Origin of the sequence: Weissella paramesenteroides, from assembly GCF_051903945.1 — a bacterium.
Taxonomy (GTDB): Bacteria; Bacillota; Bacilli; order Lactobacillales; family Lactobacillaceae; genus Weissella; species Weissella paramesenteroides_A.
The window spans coordinates 1,241,140-1,264,771 of the sequence record NZ_CP192268.1; the positions used below are offsets into that span (position 1 = coordinate 1,241,140).

Consider the following 23,632-nt stretch of genomic DNA (forward strand, 5'->3'; position numbering starts at 1 on the left):
CAACATCAACCGTCAATAATTTTATGAAATCACCTATCAATAATTAGCTACTAAAAAAGCTACCAATCAGCATTATTAAATGCCAATTGATAGCTGTACATTAATGTAATTTATAATTAGTCTACGTGCTTAGCCAAAATGGCCTCAAGCTGATGAGCTGGTGTGAATCCAGTCAAACGCTCAACAACCTCACCATCCTTTTTAACTAGTAAAGTGGGAATTGCCATGATTCCAAACTCTTGAGCTGTCGCTGGATTTTCGTCAACATCCATCTTTGTAAATTTCACGTTATCCATCTTTTCTGACACCGTTTCAACAACCGGTGACTGCATACGACAAGGGCCGCACCAAGTAGCCCAAAAATCAGTAATTGTCACGCCTGAGCTTGTTTCTGATACGAAATTATCATCATTTATATCTATTACAGCCATTAAATTTTCTCCCTCTTAACACTTATTTATTGTCAGTATAAACCGTAGTGAGCAATTTGTCGATAGATGCGTCCTAATTAAATTGTACATAAGTCGCACCCTGATCAGGGCCAGTAAACTTAAATGATTGCACTTGACGATGTGAACGAAGATACTCCTGGACGCCCTGGCGAATAGCACCAGTACCCTTTCCATGAATAATTTCAACGGAAGATAAATTATTTAACAATGCATTATCAATAAAACGATCTAATTCAGCCATGGCAGGTTCATAACGAACACCACGTAAGTCTAACTTTGCAGAGGCCTCGGCACGGTTTATTGCTTTATTAGTATTAACACTTGAACTATTACGATGTTTCTTTTTGGTTGACTTGGGTTCATTAGCTGACTGGTTAGCTTGCTTTTCAATTTCTTCACTAGTCAACACCATTTTCAGAATACCCATTTGAACCTCAAATTTATTATCTTTCAACTGACGTACAATTGTCCCTTGTTGTCCGTATTCACGAACAAGCACAGTATCACCTACCACAAGCGGAACTTGCTTTGCTTGTTTAGCTTTACGTAAAATTCGATTGTTTGTAGCAGAAGGCTCTTGATGCATAGCGTTCAATGCACCTTTTGCATCTATCAACTTGTTTTCTTTAATTGATACACCATCACGCGCCATCTTATGTAAATCGGCAATAATTTTATCAGTCTTACGACGGGCATCAGCAACAATATGGTTAGCCTCTTTTTTTGCCTCTTCAACTGCTTTAGCACGCTCTTTATCGATAGATTCAAGTTTTGACTCATAGTCATTCTTTAATTGACGATTTTCAATGACTTTTTGGGTCAATTCAACTTGCTGTGTCAAAACTGCATTTCTTCTTGCCACTAAATCAGCAATCATGTCGTTTAATTCTTGCGAATCTTCAGTTGTTAATGCAGACGCACTATCAATAATTTTTTTATCTAGGCCTAATTTTTTAGCAATTTCAAGTGCATTTGAACGTCCTGGAACACCAATCAAAAACTTATATGTTGGTCGTAGTGAATCAATATCAAATTCCATCGAGGCATTGATTGTATCCGCTCGATTATAGCCATATACTTTTAGTTCTGGGTAGTGTGTCGTAGCAACAGAATAGGCCCCAGTTTCACCCACAGCATCTAAAATAGCCATAGCAAGAGCAGCTCCTTCTTGTGGATCTGTTCCTGCCCCCAACTCATCAAACAAAACCAAAGAATCTTTATCTGTCCCTGATAGAATATCAATTATATTTACCATATGAGCAGAGAATGTTGACAGTGACTGTTCAATTGACTGCTCATCACCAATATCAGCAAAGATTTCTTTAAATATGCTAACACTAGAATACTCAGCCACAGGAATAAATAAACCTGACTGTGCCATTATTTGTAATAAACCTAGCGTTTTTAGCGTAATTGTCTTTCCACCCGTATTAGGCCCAGTCACAATAATCGCACTGTAATCTTCACCAATTATAATGTCATTGGGCACAACTTTATCTGGATTTAATAATGGGTGACGCGCCTTTAATAGACGTACATGATTTTCTGCACTAAATTCAGGCTCAATCGCTCTTATTACAGCCGCATATCGTGCCTTTGCATTCAAAAAATCCAAATGGCCAAGAATCTGAGCATTATTTTCAATACTATCTGCCTCAGGCTCGAGTTGAGCTGATAATTCAATCAGTACTCTTTCCTCTTCTTGACGTTCCTTTAACGTGTATTCTCTCAGTCGATTATTCATGTCAACCACATCTGCAGGCTCAATATATAACGTCTGCCCTGTTTGTGATTGATCATGAACCACCCCGCCAAATTTTTGACGATACGTTGATTTAACTGGTAAAACATACCGATCATTACGAATGGTCACAATTGGATCTGACAAATATTGTGCTGTCTTACCTCGCGTATAATCCTGCATTTTTTGTCTAATTGCATTCTCTGTACCCGTAATCGCTTGTCTAATGCGATGAAGCTCAGTTGACGCCTCATCATTTAAACGACCGTCACCATCAATTGCAACATTCACACGTCTTGTCAATTCAGGTAAGATAACCAGTTCATTATAATAGACCGCTAATGCTGGCAAAGTTTCACCACGATCAGCAACTAAATTTTCAAAAAAACTTCGAATTTGTCCTGTCGTAAACAATACACGGCCAACTTGTGCAAGCTCCGTACCACTCAATGCTGCATGAATTCGTAGGCGTTGCATGTGGGGCTTAACGTCTGCAAGTTTTGGAATACTGATTCCTCCTTGCCAACGAAGTACACGAGATGCATCAGCGGTTTCGGCTAACCACTGTTTCATTTTTTGTGCATCAGATGTGGGCAAAAGATTACGTAATTCTTTTTCACCAGCCACAGTTGATAAGAATGGCTTAATTTGTGTCTTAACCGCATCATATTCTAGCGTTCTTAAAATTTTTTTATTCATTTTATATTTTTACTACCAACTTTCATGATTAAACTAATTCACTTACAATAACCACCAATCATAAACAGCCTCTGAAAGGTAAGGTGTATTATTCATTATTCCCTGGGCAATAGACGAATTTGCCATTTCTTGTGTATACCAAGGAATATTTAATGTCTGTGTTATTTGCAAAACGAAAAAAATTTCAACATATACCACCAAACCCAGAACAATCAAACCACCTAAGTGATTTAATGTGCTCAATATTGGAATTTTATTAATAAAACGTAAACTTCTCTCAATCGCTTTAACGATTGACATGCCAATTAAAATAATTATTGTAAAAGCAATCCCTGATGCCAAAAATTCTGCTGGTTGACTGGCTGCTGTCGTTGGCACATTAGTTGCAGTCCAATTGGCAGAAATACTATTAAAAAAGGCACTATACAACCAACTACCTAGTTTGTGCGCTAAAAGAATGGCAAATGTATAAACAATAAGTCTACCAACAAGCATTGTCAGACTACGGACCATTCCTAATCGATAACCATGGATCATCGCTAAAAAGATTAGGATAACAATAATTAAAGAAAACAATGTCATTACTCTTCTTTATCCTTTTTAATTTGCATTTTTAATTGGTCAGATAAAGCGTTAATTGCTAACAATGTTAGTAATTGATTATCATTCAGCTTTGGAGCTGCTTGATGTATATGATCCAATTGTTCATTTGCCAGTTCAAACACTGCCTTCATATGTGCTTGAGACTCACTAGATGTAATTGTTAATTCTTTACCTAAAATAGTTCCTTTAAAACGTGTTTTCTCAGCCATGTCGTTAGCCTCCATTAATTTATCATTAGTTATTAGTATATCAAAAAAATAACCAGGATACAGCTTAGGGTATAGACACAAAATAAAGTACGAAAAAAGAGAACTAGCTTAATCAACTAGTTCCCTGTTTTCAAATTATTCAAAATCTGATGGATCAAACTCACTACCATCTAACATTCGTGCTTCCAGCCAATCCCAAATATTGTCTTTTCCATACTTGGTTTCCGCAGAAAAAATTTCAAAATCTGATAACTCTTCATTAAACTGTAAACTCCGTTTGATATCAGCTTCAACTTTATTCCATTTTCCACGAGATATTTTATCAGCTTTTGTTGCAACAACCAATACAGGCAAGCCAATATCATCTGAAATTAACCAATTATACATTTCAATATCTTCTCGTGAAGGTAAATGACGTGCATCTACTAATTGAACAATTCCCTTTAATGGCTCTCTTTTGCGAAGATATTCACCAATCATGATAGCAAAATCTTCACGTGCTTTTTTTGATACCTTTGCATACCCATAGCCAGGGACGTCCACAAAAAAAACTTGATTTTCAACTTTATAAAAATTTAGCGTTTGTGTTTTTCCAGGCTGTGAAGATGTCCGTGCAAAAGATTTACGGTTAATTAACACATTAGTCAATGATGACTTACCAACATTTGATCGTCCAACAAAGGCAACCTCTGGTAAACCATCCGTTGGATATTGTGATTCACGAACTGCAGACATCACCATTTCAACTTGATGAACTTCCATCGTCGTACCCCACTATTCTGTAATTAATTCAGGTTCATCTTGGCGTAATACAGCACCTTCTGTAATTACCACACCCGTAACATCTTCACGAGATGGCACATCAAACATAACATCACGCATAACTTCTTCAATAATTGACCGCAATCCACGAGCACCAGTTTCGCGTTCAATAGCTAAATGTGCCATTGCTTTCAGCGCATCATCAGTAAACTTGAGATCAACATCCTCTAGAGCCAACAAAGCTTGGTATTGCTTGACTAAAGCGTTCTTAGGCTCAGTCAAAATACGAACTAAGTCTGACTCAGTTAGTTCTTCTAACGCTGTTAATATTGGTAATCGACCAATAAATTCTGGAATCAATCCGAAATTCATTAAGTCTTCAGGTAATACTTGTTGCATAATTGATTTATCCGAACTTTGCAATTGTTGTGTTTTAGCATCGGTACCAAAACCAATAACCTTAGCCCCAAGACGCTCTTTAACCATCTGTTCAATACCAGCAAAAGCGCCACCAACTATGAAGAGAATATTTGTTGTATCAATTTGAATAAATTCTTGATTTGGATGCTTACGGCCGCCTTGAGGTGGAACATTAGCAATTGTTCCCTCTAGCATCTTTAACAATGCTTGCTGCACACCTTCACCAGACACATCACGAGTAATTGATACATTCTCAGCCTTCTTAGCGATCTTATCAATCTCATCGATGTAGATAATACCAGTTTCGGCACGCTCAACATCATAGTCCGCTGCTTGAATTAACTTTAACAAAATGTTCTCAACATCTTCACCAACATAACCTGCTTCTGTCAATGTTGTTGCATCTGCAATGGCAAAAGGTACATTCAACAATTTAGCCATTGACTGTGCAATATAAGTTTTTCCAGAACCAGTTGGTCCAATCACAGCGATATTTGATTTTTGAAGATCAACACCCTCTATCCCCGTTTCACCCGTTAATTTTGCATTAACACGTTTGTAATGGTTATAGACAGCAACTGCCAAAGTATGTTTAGCATCGTCTTGACCGATAACATATTCATTTAAATTATCAACGATTTCACGCGGTGTCTTCAATGTTAGTGTCCGCGCCATTGCATCCTGTTGTAAATCTTCGTTAATAATGTCTTGGGCTAAAGCAACACATTCATTACAAATGTAAACCCCTGGGCCAGCAATCAACTTTTTGACCTCAGTAGAGGGTTTACCACAGAATGAACAGTATGCAACCCCATTTGAGCTGTCAGTCGTATTAAACACTGTCCAACCTCCTATAACTTCTATCCATTAAATTATAATACTGTAAGTATTGTATCAAACTTCGCTTACCGGAAAAAGACAAAAAAGGTCAGACTTCTACAAAAGTCTAACCTTTTTATTAAAACCAATATTTAGGCTTCAACTGCTTCGGCAACAATTAAGTCAACAACTGACTTAATTGCAATGTCATGTGACAACATATCATCTGACAATGCATTGCGGACAGCATCTTCTTCCATATTGTAAGCTTCAGCCAATGACTTCACTTCTGCAGCGATTTCTTCATCAGATGGCTTAATGTCTTCAGCTTTAACAATAGCTTCCAATACTAAGTTTGTCTTCACACGACGCTCAGCACCTTCTTCATATTGCTTGTGAAGATCATCTTCAGATGTACCAGTAATTTGGTAATAAAGCTCTGGTGAAATACCTTGTTGTTGCATTGATGCAAACATTTGGTTCATTTGACGATGAACATCTTCATCAATCATTGAGGCAGGAATTTCATCACCAACAACCTTGGCGTTATCAACAGCTGCAGCAACGGCGGCATCTTCCTTAGCTTCCTTAGCTGCTGAAGCCTTTTGATCTGCCAAGCGAGCCTTAACTTTTTCTTTCAATTCAGCTAAAGTTTCAACTTCTTCATCAACATCCTTAGCAAACTCGTCATCAAGTGCAGGAACTTCCTTAGTCTTAACTTCGTGAACAGTTACTTCGAAAACGGCTTCCTTACCAGCTAAGTCAGCTGCTTGATAGTCTTCTGGGAAAGTAACCTTAACATCAACTTTGTCTTCAGCCTTTGCACCAACCAATTGCTCTTCAAATCCAGGAATAAATGAACCTGAACCCAATTCTAATGAATAGTTATCAGCTTGTCCGCCATCGAAGTGAACACCATCAACTGAACCATCAAAATCGATGACAACAGTATCACCATTCTTGGCAGCTTCTTCAACTAAGACAAGTTCAGATTGACCTTGTTGCATGTTTGCAAGTTCTTCATCAACATCTGCATCAGAAACTGATGTGTCAGAAGCAGGAACTTCAACACCCTTGTATTGGCCAAGTTCGATTTCAGGGGCCAATTCAACCTCAGCAGTCAAAACCCAAGTTTCACCCTTGTTCATTGATTCTGCTTCAATTTTTGGTTGTCCAACAGTCATTGCGCCTGTTTCTGAAACAGCCTCTCCGTAAACGTCTGGTAGAATCTTGTTCAAGGCATCTTGATACAATGACTCTTCACCATACATTTGGAAAAATACCTGCTTTGGCATCTTTCCTTTACGGAAACCAGGGACACTGATTTGCTTCTTTACTTCGTTGAATGCTGCATCAATTCCCTTTGCGTATACATCAACAGGAACTTCAAACTTAATTGTTCCCTTATTGCCTTCACCCTTAGTGAAAACTGCATTTGCCATGTTTTTTCCTCCAATAGTCGCTAGCTTTACACTATTCACGACATAAATTATCTTTACATACCTAATCAGTATATCGGAAACGCATTATTTTGACAATATTATGCCATAAAACATTCCACTCACCGTAAAGTACTTCATTATAGATTATATAAGATTTTCTCTTAAAATTCAAAAAGAGAGTCATCACATCATTGATGCAATAACTCTCTTTTTATAACCATTAACTAAACGACAAATTGTAGATTAGTCAAGGATTTCTGAAACAGTTCCGGCACCAACAGTACGGCCACCTTCACGAACAGTAAACTTCAATCCCTTTTCAATGGCAACTGGTGCGATCAATTCGATATCGAATGTTACGTTATCACCAGGCATAACCATTTCAACACCTTCTGGCAATTCAACTACACCAGTAACATCAGTTGTGTGGAAGTAGAATTGTGGACGGTAGTTAGTAAAGAATGGTGTGTGACGTCCACCTTCTTCTTTGGTCAAAACATAAACTTCGGCCAAGAACTTAGTGTGCGTTTGAATTGAACCAGGCTTAGCCAAAACTTGACCACGCTCGATTTCCTTACGGTCAACACCACGCAACAATGCACCAATGTTATCACCGGCTTCACCTTGTTGCATAGTCTTACGGAACATTTCGATACCAGTAACAACTGTCTTACGAACATCTTCCTTCAAACCAACAATTTCAACTTCTTCGTTCAACTTGATAGTTCCACGATCGATACGACCTGAAGCAACAGTACCACGACCAGTAATCGTAAATACGTCTTCGACTGGCATCAAGAATGGCTTGTCAGTATCACGAACTGGTGTTGGAATGTATGAGTCAACAGTATCCATCAACTCTTCGATAACCTTAACTTGTTCTGGATCACCTTCCAAAGCCTTCAAAGCTGAACCGCGGATAACTGGAATATCATCCCCAGGGAAATCGTATTCTGACAACAATTCACGAACTTCCATCTCAACTAGGTCAACCAATTCATCATCATCAACCAAGTCAGTCTTGTTCAAGAATACTACAAGGTAGTCAACACCAACTTGACGAGCCAACAAAATGTGCTCACGAGTTTGTGGCATAGGACCATCAGTTGCAGCAACAACCAAGATGGCACCGTCCATTTGAGCGGCACCAGTGATCATGTTCTTAACGTAGTCCGCGTGACCTGGGGCATCGATGTGGGCGTAGTGACGTGCTTCCGTCTCGTACTCGATGTGAGCAGTATTGATCGTGATTCCACGTTCACGCTCTTCAGGAGCGGCATCGATTGAAGCAAAGTCTTCTTGCTTAGCCAAACCCTTATCTGATAGTACCTTTGAGATAGCGGCAGTCAACGTAGTCTTACCGTGGTCGACGTGTCCAATAGTTCCAATATTAACGTGCGGCTTAGTGCGCTCGTAATTTTCCTTAGCCAAAAGCTTGTCCTCCTATTATTCGCATGTTGATTAGAATCAACCTTATTGCTTAGTATAAGTATACTACACATACCTCATAACTGAAACAATAAGATACGAAAATCTTTTTAATTCTCTATATGAGACTGAAATTATTATATATAACTTCCCTATTTTTGTAAATATTTTTTACTTATTTTTCTCTATATATTCTTGTTTTTTCTAATTAATTAAATTCATTAAACTATTTTGCAATTTATTACGCCAAATAACTTGGCTGTCAGGCTCATCGGGCATAGCATATTCAAATGTTTCCGCTATCAACCCCGCAACCCAACTCGTGACATCTTGAACAACAATTGATAATTGCGGATAAGCTATCATTAACAGTAGATGTACTTGTTCTTTCAGTCCATGAACCATGTCTGGTCCAAACTTTTTAGTATACTTATCTAATTCTTTCAAAATATCAACATACGTTTGGTCTTGTTCTAATGATTTTAATTTTGCAGGAATATATGTGTTTAGATTACCTTTCAAATCCATAAATTCCACTGAATCCGATGTCTTAACCCGCCTTAATTCATCTAGGACGGTGGTACGTGAAATTTGTGATAAAAATGGATCACGTAATACAAACTTTGCCCCAATTTCATATTCGCTTAAAGGCAACTTATTCGCGGCTAATAAGCGCTTTTGTTGTTCAATCATATCTCCATCACTAAGATGATAAAATTGCCTTGCAATTGTTCGAATTGTTTTTTCTTGGTTTAATCGATATTGATCTTCCTCTTCAACAACCATGAATCGAAACTTGTCTTGCAAACGTTCTGGCAACCAAGTTAAAAATTCCCATGCATTTAGAAAATAATGGTTATGAAGTGCCAAGGTCAGATAAGTTTTTACACTTTGTTCCTCTTTGGCATATGAGGCTAAATATTCGTCTGCAATGATTTGTGCTTCCTGATATTGTCCTTGTGCAATTAACGTGGTTACCAAAAGATGATTCACTTCCACTGTTTGTCTTAATTGATACGCTAAAGTCAAAGTGTCTAGCGCACGGCTCAATGATCCATTGTTAATTTCTTCTTTTGCTTCCGAAACTAATGCTGAGTACCGCTCATTGGTATTTTGTTCACTTGTCATATTAAAATTCCTTCTAACTAGTTGGATCTTAAGTTACCTAAAACTAAAAGATTCTTAATCATTTAACTATATTGTTAAACAAAAAAGAATCTCTTCATCTAAATCACAGAATGATTTTTTATTTACTCGGCATCAACAGTTTGCTTTGACTGTTTGCGTTGATTATTATTTTTTCTTTGTCGGCGAGCCTTATTAGGCTTACGATTAGTTGTTTTTGAAGCTGACTGCTTATCAGTATTATTGGTCGTATTCTTTTTATTAGTTTGCTTTTTAACTAATTTTGAACTAACAGACTTATTTTTATTACCTTGATGTGCTGATGTCCGTCTGCGACGACCATTCTGATTTGCCTCCATAATAACCGGTAAAATAACCGGCTTCCGTCTTGTCTTTTCATACAAAAACTTTCCCAAAGCATCTCGTACAGAGTTTTTTAAGTTACCCCAGTCAAAGTCCTTTGTATTCTTGACACCTTCTGCAACAGTCTGTTCAACCAGTTCTGCCGCTTCATGCATTAAATCACGCGAAGTTTTGACGTAAACAAATCCTCGAGAATCAATTTTGGCTGGTGCAATCACCTTTTTCTTTTTACGATCAATCGTGATAACTGCAATAAAGACACCATCCTCTGACAGAATGCGTCGATCATTCAAAACAATCGAACCTATATCACCAACCCCTGATCCATCAATCATGGTTGACGTTACTTGAATTGATCCACCAAGATAGAACTTCTCACCATTCCATCGTAACTTATCACCTTTGGCTAGTAAAAATACGTGGTCTTCATCGTATCCAACTTGCTCTGCTGCTCGATATGCCTCATTCAAGACACGGTACTCTCCTTGAACAGGAATAACATTTTGAGGTTTTAACAAATTTAGCATTAATTGGAAATCATCTTTTGATGCGTGTCCTGAAGACTTTTTATCAGTAGATATCTGTTTGACCATGGCTCCTGCTCTAAACAGCATATCACGTGTTTTCGCAACATACCCCTCCATTGCAGTAGATGGTGTCGTTGTTATAAATACCAAATCACCAGATTGAATTTTAATATTACGATCATCACCATGGGCAATTCTCTGTAAGTGACGAATTGGTTCTCCCATTCGTCCTGTTTCTAAAATAACAGTTTCATCAGCTGGCAGCTTAGAAAGATTCTTAAGAGAGACAAACATCTCATTTTCAGGTACTGGTAAAATTAACTTTTTCAAACGTAGAGCTGTACGCACAACCTTTTCCAAGTCATTCCCTGAAATGACAATTTTTCGACCAACTTTATATGCAGCATCAATTACCTGTTGAATACGTTGAATATTTGATGCTACCGCAGCAACGATAATTCGGCCAGACTTGTGTAAGTGGAAATTCTCCAGAATATAATCGCCTAGTACTGATTCATGATCTGGCGTCCCAATGTGTGCCGTTCCAGCCGCATCAGCTAACAGTGCCACAACACCTTTTTGACCAATTTCTGCTAATCGCAATAAATCCGTTTGATAATATGGTAATGCTGTTGTGTCTAGTTTAAAATCACCAGTGTAAACGACTTGTCCAACCGCGGTCTCAATCACAATTCCCAAAGACTCCGGAATTGTATGTGTTGTTTCAAAAAAAGAAACTGTCACATTGCCAAAACGAACTTCAGAATTACCTCTTACAATATGATAATCATCATAATTTTTTAAACTGGGCTCATTATTAATAGCTAACTTTGCCAATTCAATCGTTAATTCCGAACCAAATACTGGAACTTGCACCTCTGACAATAAGTAAGGTAATGCACCAATCGCATCAGCATGACCATGTGTCAAAAAAATTCCTGCAATATTATCTGCATGTTCAACTAAGTATGCATAGTCTGGGATAACAACATCTACCCCTAATAAATCACTCTCAGGATACTTCAATCCTGCATCTAAAATAAATATATCTTCATCAACCGTCACAGCGTACATGTTCATTCCATTTTCACGCACACCACCAAACGGCATAATGTCTAATGTAGTTGCCATAATTTTCCTATTCTCGTTTTATTTCACGGGTTTTTATTTTACCCAACGTTAAAATGTTTAATACAATACTACCACATAAGCGCACGCTAGAAAACCTGTAAGTCATCTATCATAATTTTTAAATAGTTTAACTTGAAAATAAAATAGAAAAATATTTAGAAAAGCAGTTAAAGGTCACTTTACATTAAAAAAAGACTAGTAGCACAAAGCTACTAGTCTTTTTATATTGTCTATTTGTAATATAAATTACTTGTTCAACAATGAAGCCAAACGTGACTTGTCACGTGAAGCTTTGTTCTTAGCAATCAAGCCCTTTGATGCAGCACGATCAATTGCTGATGAAGCTGCAGCGAATAACTCTTGTAAGTTACCTTCGCCAGATTCAGCAGCAACACGGAACTTCTTAACTTCAGTACGGTATGCACTTAGTTGTGAGATGTTACGCTCGCGTTGCACTTTGTTTAAGCGGGCACGTTGGATTGATGACTCAATAATTGGCATCGCTTTTCCCTCCGATGATAAATGTCAAAATAAAAACGTGATTAATATATTAATATTAACGACGCAAACCAAGCTTTTGGATCAACTCACGGTAGCGTTGTACATCATTGTTACGTAGGTAACGTAGCAAGTTACGACGGTGACCGATTTTCTTCATCAAGCCACGTTGTGAGTGAAAGTCATGCTTGTGCTCTGACATGTGTCCGTTTAATTCGTTGATGTCAGCAGTTAATACTGCAACTTGAACTTCAACTGAACCTGTATCACCTTCGTGACGAGCGAACTCATTGATGATTTCATTCTTGCGTTCTGCAGAAATAGCCATTGTTGGATATCCACCTTTCATAATATAATAGTCGCCTCAAACAACGTATGACGACGGTGAACCGTCAAACATAGTAAAAGGTCATATGCTAATGCACTCTTAGTATCATACTAAATTAGTCAATTATATGCAAGTATTTTATTCAGCCATTTGATTTTTATATTTTAAAATAAACAGTTCAAATAATAATTCCGGATCTCGATTCGTAGATTTTAACTGTTCTTCCATACTTACTAAACCAAGATAGGCGCTTGCTAAACGTATATAACTAAATTTTCTGACAACACGTTTTGCCAATTTCACACGATATGGATGAACTTTTAACTCAGAAGCTATCCCTTTTTCACTTTTTTCACTAGATTTAACTTGTAATAGTAAGCGAAATTGTCCTATTAATGCACCATGTAATCGCAATGGTTCTTCACCTGTTGACAACAGCTCATGATATAAATTAACGGCACGTGTTAATTGTCCCTTCAATAAACAGTCAATTAAATCAAAAATATTTTCACTTAGTGTATGTGTTACTAATTTTTTTACATCCGACACATTAATTTGTTTTTCACTTAATGTGTAAAGCATTAATTTGTCTAATTCAGACATTATTTGAGTTAATGACGAATTAGTCAATCTAATTAATTCTTGCTTTGCTGCAGAATTAATAAAATAGCCAGCTCCATTTACTCGTTGATCAATAAAACGATTAATATCCTTATCACTCAAATTAACAAACGAAAGATATCTCGCTTGTTCCTTCAACAATTTTGTAACTTTTTTCCGGTTATCTAATTTATCGTAGGGGGCAAAAATAACAACTGTTGTTTGCGGCTCAGGTTGTTTAACATAGTCTACCAAATCCTCAACGTGATGTTCTAAATTACTTTTTTGCCGTTCACCAGTTAAGAAATATGGATTATCTAGAATAACGACACGCTGATTACCAAAAAAGGGCACTGATTTAGCATCGTCAATTGCCAGACTTAAAGGTACTTCAGTTAAATCAAATTGGGCCAGGTTTAATGCACGATCTTCAGGTTGAATAATTGTTAAAAATTTTTCTCTGACCAGATCTAATAAATATTGATCCTGTCCTTGGACAAAGTAAATTGGATATAGTTGTCCTGTCTGTACATCGTTAAAAACGTCTGCTAAAGTTACGGTCAAAACAACATCCCCTCTCATTTTTATCTATATTATAAGATAGCACGTCTACCGAGTTCTGCCTACTAATGTTTTAACTTATGTTGATAATACATTTGATAACAGTTTAGTAGTCCCCATTTCGCCTTAATCATTCCCTGTTTTGCAGTACTGTAGACTTTCAAATGATGATTTTTTGCTATCATCATCGTTTCTTTGTTCGGATGCCCATAGCGATTATTAATACCTGCAGAAACAATTCCTATTTTGGGCTTTAACTGTTTCACAAACATTTCATCTGTACTCGTTTTTGATCCATGATGTCCTAATTTAAGGATATCCACTCGTGGCAAATAAAAATTGTTGATGATGTCTACCTCTCCCTTTTTAGATAAATCCCCAGTCATCATTAATTTAAGTTTCTTAAAATCAATGTATACTGCTATGGAATCGTCATTTTCACCCATTCCTTTAATAATTGGATGACAAACTTGAATATCTTTCGTCACATGTAATCCGGCCAACACCGGATATACTTTTCCACCTGAACGTACATATTTTGCAACACGCTTTTTAAAACCAGCCTGGTGTTCCATACCAGCAGGTACATAAATTTTTGCCACATCAATCTGCTCTAAGAAATCTGACACATTTCCTACATGGTCAATATCCTTATGCGTCAAGATTAGCTGTTGAACCCTATTAATGGCATGACCTTTTAAAAAATGAGTCAACTCTTCTACCTGGTAATTATGTGTATTCTTCTTTGTTTCGTCATGTTTCGAAAATCGAATTTTACCACCAACGTCAATCAAAGTAACTTGGTTATGTGAAGGACGTAATATAGTTGCATCTCCCTGCCCAACATCAAAAAAAGCCACAAAGCCACCTGGAAAAAAACGTGGGATTCCCCATAATATCCCATAACAACAAATCAATATTAAAAATAATAATCGTTTCTTACAAGCGATTAACCATATCAATGGTAGTATAGTTAAAACAATGCAAAAAAAGATCGATGGCCTACCAAATAAACATTCCCCAGGAATCTTGGCAGCAAATTTAATAAACAATTGCATTAAATTAATAATCCATTCGCAAATATCTTGAAGCCATACAAAATGACAGATTGTTGAAAAAATTCCCAAAATAATCACAGGTATAATTAGCCAAACAAATATGGGAACAATTAGTAAATTGGCTATCAAACTAATCGGATGCCAACTAAATGTATGCCACAACAAGGTAGGTAAAATAAAAAAAGATAACCAAATACTTTGGATCGATGCTGGTCTGTCTTGAAGCCAAAGTAATCCAAAAGTCAGTAAGTAAGATAATTGCCCCCCGAAGTTATGTAAAACGCCAGGTTCAATTAATAAGCCACCTATTAGTGCTAAGCCCCACGCATCCTTTGCATCAATAACTATCCAGTGTAAATCACGCCAGGCTTGGCTGATGCCTAAAAATATTGGTCGAATCAAAGATTGCACACCACCAGCAAACACCCACAAAACTATTAACATAAATTGAACAATCACAAGCGAATGTTCCCGTTGAATAAATAATTGTCGTGAAAGGCGGCGCCATAGTTGATAGACAATGGTTACTTGAAATCCTGAAATACTAAACAGATGCATCAACCCCAAAAGTTGAATACCATCATTCTCAATGTAAAATTCCGATCGTGTATATCCTAATAATAAGGTTTCACCATAGTCTCTCAGTCCTTTGGGCAATCTTTCAAACCAACTAACTAATCGAAAATGAAAACTATGAATTGTCCAACTAATTAATTCAATAAAGTGTTTAGGTTTTGCATAACCTAAAACATGTCCCTTATTTATATGTAACCGATGGATGATACCACGACTTCGCCAATAAGCCTGTGGATTAAACGAAAATTCATTACGTGCTTCATCGATACGATTTAAAACACCAGAAATTTGCACAAAAATTGGTCGAGCATCTCGAGCACATTTTTTAGCTATAGTTCCCTGCTTGTCGAAGCTAATACGTATTTTTTCACCATTTTTTAAACTTGCAGTTCCAGAACCACACTCTTGGTTGAGTTGTATATCATCTGGTTGAATTAAAATATAGGTGTCGATTTGACCAGTAGGCATTTTTATTAAACGATCAATATTAAACTGCCAATAACCAAAGTAACCCATAATACATATAATTATGCAGGTGCTTAACATATGGTGATTAAATTTACGGTATAACAATAAAATAAACCATATCAAAAACGGCAGTGCCCACCAACAGTGAAATAAAAATATTATATTAACACATGCTAAACACATTCCCAAAATTAATAAATATCCTGATTTCATACCGTTACCAATGGCTCTAATTTTGCAAATGTCTTTTCACCAATACCATTAACTTGTTGTAAATCTGTAATTGTTTTAAAGCCACCCATTGCTTCACGTTGTTTAATGATGTCCTGTGCACGTTTTTCACCAATTCCTGGCAAATTCTGCAAAGTAGCACTATCAGCGGTATTTAGATTAATTTTATCATTAGAACTATCTTGGCCGCTGGCTTGCTCAATACGTTGTTCGTTATGGGATGGGTTTCCTGGTAAAGGATACGCTTCTGGTACCTGTTCATTTTCCACTGGAACATAGAGCACTTGACCATTATTTAATGTTGCCGCCAAATTTATTCGAACATTATCAACATTTGGTAGCGGTCCTCCAGCACGTCGTAATACTTCGGCTACGATTGGCTCTTCGGCAAAATAATAAACTCCTGGCCGATAGACGGCACCTTTTACATCAATTACAACATTTTTTGAGTGTTCATCATGCAACATTTTTTTGGACGTTTTACTTTTTTTTGCTATATTTTGATGAGCTGAAATTGTCGTGATATCTTTCGCTGACATACTAGAACTACTCTGAGAAACTTGCCACCATATTAAAAAACTAATTCCCACAACTATTAAAATACAACTAAAATATATTTGATGTCGATAACGATAATACATTGCTTTAACTTGAATCATTTTCTACCCCTTTTAATAATAAAGACGCAGACTTAATTAGAGCGTACAAAAAAAGATTGAAAACAAAAATGTTTCCAATCATCATGCTGGCGATATTAACGTAATTTTGGATCATTGAAGATTGTATTCATAACTTCCTCAACCATCGCAAATTCTTCATCTGTTTCAATGGGCTGTAACATACCTTCTTCAGCGTCTTTATCATAAATAAATGGTAAAACACCGATTTCCTCAGCTTCAGCTTCCTCAACTGGACCTAAAATGATATATGACCGTTGAAAATCCTCTGAGTCGAATGAAAAAAGCTCTTGAAATTCATGTTCTTGACCATCTGAGTCTGTCAAAATAAAAATTTCCGCATTATCCATTTAATTTCTCCCTAATTAAAATTAGTACTAGGAACATGAGTAACGGTTATTAAATATTGGAAAAGTCATCAATCCGCCTATTTAAGTTCGGTAGATTGATGACCTTTAACTAATTTTCTTGTTCATCTAAAAATTGATTTAGACGTTCCTCAACCATTGCCCATTCTGCATCATCTTCAATTGGTGTTAAACCACCTTCAGTTGCAATTTGTGTTTCCTCTGGGTCAAAAATATAGGCTAGCATCTCAACTTCTTCATCCTCACCGGATCCCGCTGGATAAAGAATAATATAAGACTTACCATACTCTTCAGATTTGAAAGTAAATAATACTTCAAATAATTGTTCATCACCATTATCGTCAACTAATGTAATAATGTCTTGTTCTTCATCCATTTTTTTACCTCTTACTTTACCAATGATCCTTTTCGGTCCAAATAATTTTGCAAAATCAAACCTGCTGCCAATTTATCAATAACTTTTTTACGTTTCTTACGAGATGTATCAGCTTCTTCAATTAGCATACGTTCTGCTTCAACCGTTGTTAAGCGTTCATCTTGAAAATCAATTGGTAAGCCAAAAGTCTCTTTCAACAACTCACCATAAGCACGTGAAGCATCAACACGAGGTCCAGAAGTATTGTTCATATTCTTGGGTAATCCCAGAACAAATCCAATTGGCTCATACTTAGCTACGAGTTCTTTCATCCGGTCAATACCAAATTCTTTCTCATCTTCATTTATTGGAATAATTTCTACGCCTTGTGCGGTCCAACCTAATTGATCAGAAACTGCAACACCGACTGTGCGCGATCCTACATCCAAACCTAGAATACGTCCCATATCATTTGACCTCTTCCTACGTTGCTTTATGACATTATTTTGCCAAATAATCTGTTACTAACGCCTCAATAATTTCATCCCGTTCAAATTTACGAATTAAATTACGTGCATCATTAACACGTGGAATATATGCCGGATCGTTTGAAATCAAATAACCAACAATTTGATTAATTGGATTATATCCCTTTGATTCTAATGCTGCATAAACCACTTCCAACATTTTTCGGACATCATGTGATTCATTATTACCAAATTTAAATACTGCTGTATTATCCAATGAACTCATTGTACCCAAACCTCCCTTTAAGGTTTTCTATTAATAATAACTAACTTCTTATTTTGCTTGTAACCAGTCAGCTGCTTGCTTAAAGGCGTCTGCGATACCAGCTGGATTCTTTCCACCAGCTTGAGCCATATCAGGACGGCCACCGCCACCACCACCAATGGCTGGTGCGATCGACTTTACAAGGTCACCTGCTTTAATACCCTTTTTAACTGCTTCTGGTGAAACTGCAACTAGTAGATTAACTTTCTCACCCAAGTTAGCAGCCAAAACTAATACATCAGAAGGTGTACTTTGCTTCCACGTATCAGCAGTTGAACGCAATACATCCATTGATTCAACCGCCATTTCTGTGGCAATTAGCGTATAATTATTAATTTTTTGAGGATTTGCAAACGCAGCATTAGCTTCTTGATTAGCTAATTTCTGCTCAAGAGAAGCAGCTTGACGTTCTGCCTCTTTCAGTGCCGTTTGCAACCCAGAAATTTTATCATTAATCTCTGAAAGCTGTGGGGCTTTCACTTGTTCTGCTGCCTTAGTCAACCAGCTATCGTGTAGCTTGAACAGTGCCATTGCTCCAGATCCAGTAACCGCCTCAATACGGCGAACGCCAGCTCCTGTACCTTGTTCACCAACTATTTTAAACATCCCCAATTCAGCAGTTGAATTAGCATGTGTCCCACCATCAAATTCAGCATTGTAATCACCAATTGAAACAACACGAACCTTTTCACCATATTTTTCAGTAAAGACTGCAACTGCGCCTAGTTTCTTTGCTGATTCAATATCCGTTTCAATCCATGAAATTGGTAAATTATCAATAATCTTTTGATTAATGATGTTCTCAACTTCTTGCAACTTTTCACTTGGCACTGCACCGTTATACGTGAAATCATATCGCAAACCTTCTGCAGTTACAAGTGAACCAGCTTGGGTCGTATGCTCTCCAAGAACATTTCGCAAAGTTTGATCCAACAAATGAGTCGCTGTATGATTTTTTGATACCGCAACATGATATGAGCGATCAACATCAAGTTTGTATTGCTTGCCAACGAAAAGTGGCGCAATAATTGACAAAGTATGCAAATGTTGACCGTTTGGTGCATTTTGCACGTCAGTTACTTTGGCAACTGCTTGACCGGATTCATCATAAATCATACCGAGGTCAGCTACCTGACCACCCATTTCAGCATAGAAAGGTGTCTTTGCGAATATTGCTTGTACTTGACCTGCATTAGCTTCTTCGACCAATTTATTATCAACAATCAAATTAACTAACTCAGTTTGTTCAACAGTTAATTCAGACCAACCAACATATTGAGATGGCGTCTTTAGACCCGTTAATAGCTCATTTTGAACACCCATTGACGCTTTATTTGAACGTGCTGAACGAGCACGTTCTTGTTGAGCCTTCATTTGCTCATCAAAGCCATCACGATCAACCTTTAAGCCTTCATCAGTTGCGTACTCTTCTGTTAGTTCATATGGGAATCCGTAAGTATCATAAAGCTTAAAGGCAATTGCACCATCAATAATTCCCTTTTTACTCTTGGCCTGTTCAATCACATCATCTAATAGTGATAATCCATCAGTTAATGTTTTATTAAATCGAATTTCTTCGGCCTCAACAATGGAAGCAATATAGTCTGCATTCTTGGCAATTTCAGGATAATAAGAAATCATAATTTCACCAACTACAGGAACCAAATCCTTTAAAAATACTTGGCTAATACCTAATTTACGACCATGTAAAACTGCACGACGTAATAGGCGACGAATGATGTATCCACGCCCCTCATTTGAAGGCAATGCACCATCTCCAATAGCAAAAGTTACGGCACGAATATGATCAGCAATGACCTTGAACGAAATATCTTTCGTATCGTCTTCACCATATTTAAATTGTCCTGAAATATCCTCAGTTTTATGAATAAGTGGCAAAAATAAATCAGTTTCAAAGTTAGTTTTCGCATGCTGGAATACAGAAACCACACGCTCTAATCCCATACCAGTATCAATATTTTTTGTTGGTAATTCAGGATAATCCTTATTATCCGTTAATCCAGGCAAATGATTAAACTGTGAAAATACTAGATTCCAGATTTCCAAGTAACGCTCATTCTCACCTCCTGGATAATTTTCCGATTCATCAGGATCATTGAATTCTTCACCCCGATCATAGAAAATTTCAGAATCAGGTCCTGAGGGGCCTTCACCAATATCCCAAAAATTATCTGGTTCTTCATAAAGATGATCTTTAGGAAGCCCAACTTTATGCAACCAAATATCTTTCGCTTGATCATCATTTGGGTACACAGTTACATACAATTTATCTGGATCCATGCCAAACCAGTCTGGACTTGTTAATAATTCCCAAGCCCATGGAATTGCTTCCTCTTTGAAATAATCACCAATTGAAAAATTACCCATCATTTCAAATAAAGTATGATGACGAGCTGTATGTCCGACATTTTCAATATCATTTGTTCGAATTGATTTTTGTGCATTTGTAATCCGATGGTTCTCAGGAACAACCGAACCATCAAAATACTTTTTCAAAGTTGCAACACCAGAATTAATCCAAAGAAGTGTTGGATCATTTTGTGGAATCAATGATTGTGATGGTTCAATTTTATGTCCTTTACTTTCAAAGAAACGCAAGAATAAGCTACGAACCTCAGCCGATGATAATTCTTTCATCTTTAATGTAAGCCTCATTTCAAAAAATATTAAATAAAAACAGACAGCCATTGCAATAACAGAGACGCAAATACGCGGTACCACTCCGATTGCAATGATTGTCTGTATCATTACCTCTTTAATCGCTAATATCGCTAGCACGCGGTTCACTTTCGCAAACAATTTTAATTAGGTAGCGTCAAATGACCCTTAGCGTTGCTCTCATCAACCGCAACGTTTCTGTATGCTCTAAGAAATAATCTGACATGTCCTTGTGGGTATTATATCATATCCATTACTGTTTTTCTTACTTTTTACAACTTGAAATAATTTTGTAAATTCAAAATAACAAATTATTTATCATGGGCGCGTTTTTTTGCTTTCTTTGCAGCGCGTAACGTTTCACGTTCAGCAACCCGTTTCTTGTATTTTGCGTCTCGGGCAATGTTGTTTTTAATTTGACGTTTATAACCCGGTTTTACTCGCTTCTTCTTCTTCTTCACCATACCAATCATTGTTGGATCTAATTTAGCTGTAGTTTTGGTCCGCTGACGACGGCGACGACGATCATATCCAGACTGTAATTCACCATGGGCATATGTCATTGGCTCGAATTTCACGCCCATATTTTCAACCATCTGTACGCGATCTTCTTCATCTGGATTATAAATTGTGATAGCCGTTCCAGACATACCATTTCTACCCGTTCGTCCAACTCGATGAATAAAGAACTCTAATTCCGTTGGAATACCATCATTAATGATAAGTGACACGCCTGGAATATCAATTCCTCTAGCAGCTAAATCGGTTGCGACAACATATTGATAATCTAAATGTTGAATTTGTTGCATTGTTCGCTTACGTTCACGAGGTTGGATACCACCATGTATTTCAGCCACTTTTAGGCCACGACTACGCAAACTTTTAGTTAACTCACGTGCTCGTGTTTTCGTATTTGTAAAAACTAATGCTAAATAGGGGTTACCCATCGTCAATAAGTTATAAACTAACGTATCTTTCGTCTCACCCTTTGTCCCAACCAAAATATTTTTAATGGTTGGTGCAATAACTGTCTCGGATGGAATTTCCTCAATTACCGGGTTTGATAAATACTTTTTTAAGAAAGGTTGCAACTTTTGTGGAATTGTTGCTGAAAAGACCAGCATTTTCAAATCCTCAGGCATTGCACTAGCGATAGCATCAACATCAGGTAGAAAACCTAAATCAAGTGTCATATCTGCTTCATCCACAACTAATGTCGTTGCGGTATGAATATCCAATTCACCAGCCTGATATAAGTCCTTAATTCGTCCAGGTGTGCCAATAACAATTTGTGGCTGTTTATTCTGTAATTGATGAATCTGACGACTTTTATCCATTCCCCCAACATATAAACTGATCCGTGGTTGGGTATCTTCAGTAAAAGTACTTGCCAACTGCTTTGCTGCTTCATAAATTTGTTGCGCCAATTCACGAGATGGTGTCGTAATAACTGCCTGAACCTTTTGATTTTTTGCATCATATTGTTGGAATATCGGTACCAAAAAGGTGTGCGTCTTACCTGAACCGGTTTGTGATTGTCCAACAACGGAACGTCCCTGCAAGATAACTGGAATAAGTCTTGATTGGACAGTCGTTGGTTGTTTAAAATGTATTGCCGTCAAAGCTTCATATATCTCTGGACGTAAATTGTAATCAGTAAATTTCGCCATTATTTTTCTGCTTGCTCCTTTAATAAATTATCTGTCTCATTAATAATGTCATTGATTTCATCAATGTTTTTTGCTCTTGCACCAGCTGCAAATTCATGGCCACCGCCACCGTGTCTTTTTGCAATTTCGTTAATAATTACTTGTCGTGACCGTAATCTCACTCTGAAGTAGCCGTCTTCTTGTTGTTCAAATACTGCCCATGCTTTGACAGTATTTACTTTACCCAGTAAGGGTACGATAAACGCCGTACCAAAATTACCTAGTTTAAAATTATCAACAATTTCATTAGTTAAAATAATATAGTTAAAACCATATCGTGTTGTTACCATATTTTCATACACAAAACCTGATGCTTTAGCGGCTGGTAGTGAAATAGTATCCATTTGTTGATTAATTTTCACCCAATCAAAATTAAATTTCATTAATTCAGAAACAATGCTCATTGTATCGGAAGTAGTCCCGTACAAAAAGCGACCCGTATCGCCAACAATTCCTGAGTATAAAAATGCAGCACCCTTATCAGATAGTTTCAATTCATTAGAAAATTCTTGATAAAAAGAAAAAATCATTGCCGAAGTTGATGACGCATTCTCTATGACCCAAGTATAATCACCATATGGCTCATCATTAGGATGATGATCTATTTTTATCAATACTTTCCCATATTCAAAGCGACGGTCATCAACTCGTGGTGAATTTGCCGTATCTGTTACGATAACTAACGCATCATCGTATAAACTATTTGGGATTTTTTCCATTTGTCCCATCCAAGCCATACTTGGTACAGATTTACCAACAACATGCACTTTTTTTTCAGGAAATGATGTTTTTATGAGCTCTGCTAATCCAAACTGTGATCCAAAAGCATCTGGATCAGGCCGTTGATGGCGATGAATAATAATTGTATGTGCAGCTTTTATTTGCGCTAATATTGCTGTTTGCGCTGTCATAAGTAAGTCTCTATTCTATTAAAAATTTTTATTAACTAGTAATCGTATTAACGATAAATTTGAAATGACAATATATGTAAGTATATCAGAAAAACCATAT

General features: G+C 37.0%; 22 protein-coding genes. All 22 read right to left on the minus strand.

Going from position 1 to position 23,632, the window contains the following annotated elements; translation table 11 throughout:
- Window positions 1–116 precede the first annotated feature (116 nt).
- The 22 genes from trxA to ACQ4QH_RS06070 all read right to left on the minus strand — a co-directional run bounded on the left by trxA (window position 117) and on the right by ACQ4QH_RS06070 (window position 23,532).
- A complete protein-coding gene (gene trxA / locus ACQ4QH_RS05965; protein ID WP_002828982.1) occupies window positions 117–431 on the minus strand; it encodes a thioredoxin in 315 nt (104 codons plus the stop codon).
- Between the two features lie 73 nt (window positions 432–504).
- Window positions 505–2,892, minus strand: a complete 2,388-nt coding sequence (locus ACQ4QH_RS05970) for an endonuclease MutS2 (protein WP_439818147.1) — start codon at window positions 2,890–2,892, stop codon at window positions 505–507.
- Window positions 2,893–2,934: 42 nt separating this feature from the next.
- Window positions 2,935–3,474: a CvpA family protein gene (locus ACQ4QH_RS05975; protein ID WP_439818148.1), complete on the minus strand. Its 540-nt coding sequence runs from the start codon at window positions 3,472–3,474 to the stop codon at window positions 2,935–2,937.
- A complete protein-coding gene (gene zapA / locus ACQ4QH_RS05980) occupies window positions 3,474–3,704 on the minus strand; it encodes a cell division protein ZapA (protein WP_439818149.1) in 231 nt (76 codons plus the stop codon). The genes ACQ4QH_RS05975 and zapA overlap by 1 nt, the downstream gene beginning before the upstream one ends.
- A gap of 135 nt (window positions 3,705–3,839) precedes the next feature.
- Complete coding sequence (yihA, locus tag ACQ4QH_RS05985; RefSeq protein WP_439818150.1) at window positions 3,840–4,466, minus strand: ribosome biogenesis GTP-binding protein YihA/YsxC; 627 nt, start codon at window positions 4,464–4,466, stop codon at window positions 3,840–3,842.
- A 12-nt stretch (window positions 4,467–4,478) separates the two neighbouring features.
- Window positions 4,479–5,726, minus strand: coding sequence for an ATP-dependent Clp protease ATP-binding subunit ClpX (gene clpX / locus ACQ4QH_RS05990; RefSeq protein WP_439818151.1), 1,248 nt, complete (start codon window positions 5,724–5,726; stop codon window positions 4,479–4,481).
- Between the two features lie 131 nt (window positions 5,727–5,857).
- Complete coding sequence (gene tig, locus ACQ4QH_RS05995) at window positions 5,858–7,147, minus strand: trigger factor (RefSeq protein ID WP_002828989.1); 1,290 nt, start codon at window positions 7,145–7,147, stop codon at window positions 5,858–5,860.
- 243 nt (window positions 7,148–7,390) lie between these two features.
- A complete protein-coding gene (gene tuf / locus ACQ4QH_RS06000; protein WP_002828990.1) occupies window positions 7,391–8,578 on the minus strand; it encodes an elongation factor Tu in 1,188 nt (395 codons plus the stop codon).
- Window positions 8,579–8,779: 201 nt separating this feature from the next.
- Window positions 8,780–9,703: a hypothetical protein gene (locus ACQ4QH_RS06005; RefSeq protein WP_439818152.1), complete on the minus strand. Its 924-nt coding sequence runs from the start codon at window positions 9,701–9,703 to the stop codon at window positions 8,780–8,782.
- A 122-nt stretch (window positions 9,704–9,825) separates the two neighbouring features.
- Entirely contained in the window at window positions 9,826–11,721 is a 1,896-nt protein-coding gene (locus tag ACQ4QH_RS06010) for a ribonuclease J (RefSeq protein ID WP_439818153.1), read from the minus strand.
- 246 nt (window positions 11,722–11,967) lie between these two features.
- A complete protein-coding gene (gene rpsT / locus ACQ4QH_RS06015) occupies window positions 11,968–12,222 on the minus strand; it encodes a 30S ribosomal protein S20 (RefSeq protein WP_002828993.1) in 255 nt (84 codons plus the stop codon).
- A gap of 55 nt (window positions 12,223–12,277) precedes the next feature.
- The gene (gene rpsO / locus ACQ4QH_RS06020; protein WP_040761154.1) at window positions 12,278–12,547 is read right to left on the minus strand and encodes a 30S ribosomal protein S15; all 270 of its coding nucleotides are present in this window, start codon (window positions 12,545–12,547) and stop codon (window positions 12,278–12,280) included.
- Window positions 12,548–12,685: 138 nt separating this feature from the next.
- Window positions 12,686–13,711, minus strand: coding sequence for a DNA polymerase III subunit delta (gene holA / locus ACQ4QH_RS06025; RefSeq protein WP_439818154.1), 1,026 nt, complete (start codon window positions 13,709–13,711; stop codon window positions 12,686–12,688).
- Window positions 13,712–13,773: 62 nt separating this feature from the next.
- Entirely contained in the window at window positions 13,774–15,858 is a 2,085-nt protein-coding gene (locus ACQ4QH_RS06030; protein ID WP_439818155.1) for a ComEC/Rec2 family competence protein, read from the minus strand.
- Window positions 15,859–16,019: 161 nt separating this feature from the next.
- Complete coding sequence (locus ACQ4QH_RS06035; RefSeq protein WP_439818156.1) at window positions 16,020–16,700, minus strand: ComEA family DNA-binding protein; 681 nt, start codon at window positions 16,698–16,700, stop codon at window positions 16,020–16,022.
- Window positions 16,701–16,795: 95 nt separating this feature from the next.
- Entirely contained in the window at window positions 16,796–17,068 is a 273-nt protein-coding gene (locus ACQ4QH_RS06040) for a DUF1292 domain-containing protein (RefSeq protein ID WP_439818157.1), read from the minus strand.
- A gap of 109 nt (window positions 17,069–17,177) precedes the next feature.
- Window positions 17,178–17,462 (minus strand): DUF1292 domain-containing protein, encoded by a 285-nt coding sequence (locus ACQ4QH_RS06045; protein WP_439818158.1) that lies wholly within the window; start codon window positions 17,460–17,462, stop codon window positions 17,178–17,180.
- Between the two features lie 11 nt (window positions 17,463–17,473).
- Window positions 17,474–17,908: a Holliday junction resolvase RuvX gene (gene ruvX / locus ACQ4QH_RS06050; protein ID WP_002829000.1), complete on the minus strand. Its 435-nt coding sequence runs from the start codon at window positions 17,906–17,908 to the stop codon at window positions 17,474–17,476.
- A 34-nt stretch (window positions 17,909–17,942) separates the two neighbouring features.
- Entirely contained in the window at window positions 17,943–18,194 is a 252-nt protein-coding gene (locus tag ACQ4QH_RS06055) for an IreB family regulatory phosphoprotein (RefSeq protein ID WP_002829001.1), read from the minus strand.
- A gap of 48 nt (window positions 18,195–18,242) precedes the next feature.
- Window positions 18,243–20,891, minus strand: coding sequence for an alanine--tRNA ligase (gene alaS, locus ACQ4QH_RS06060; RefSeq protein WP_439818159.1), 2,649 nt, complete (start codon window positions 20,889–20,891; stop codon window positions 18,243–18,245).
- 332 nt (window positions 20,892–21,223) lie between these two features.
- Entirely contained in the window at window positions 21,224–22,582 is a 1,359-nt protein-coding gene (locus ACQ4QH_RS06065; RefSeq protein ID WP_439818160.1) for a DEAD/DEAH box helicase, read from the minus strand.
- Window positions 22,582–23,532, minus strand: coding sequence for a DHH family phosphoesterase (locus tag ACQ4QH_RS06070; RefSeq protein WP_439818161.1), 951 nt, complete (start codon window positions 23,530–23,532; stop codon window positions 22,582–22,584). The genes ACQ4QH_RS06065 and ACQ4QH_RS06070 overlap by 1 nt, the downstream gene beginning before the upstream one ends.
- Window positions 23,533–23,632: the final 100 nt, after the last annotated feature.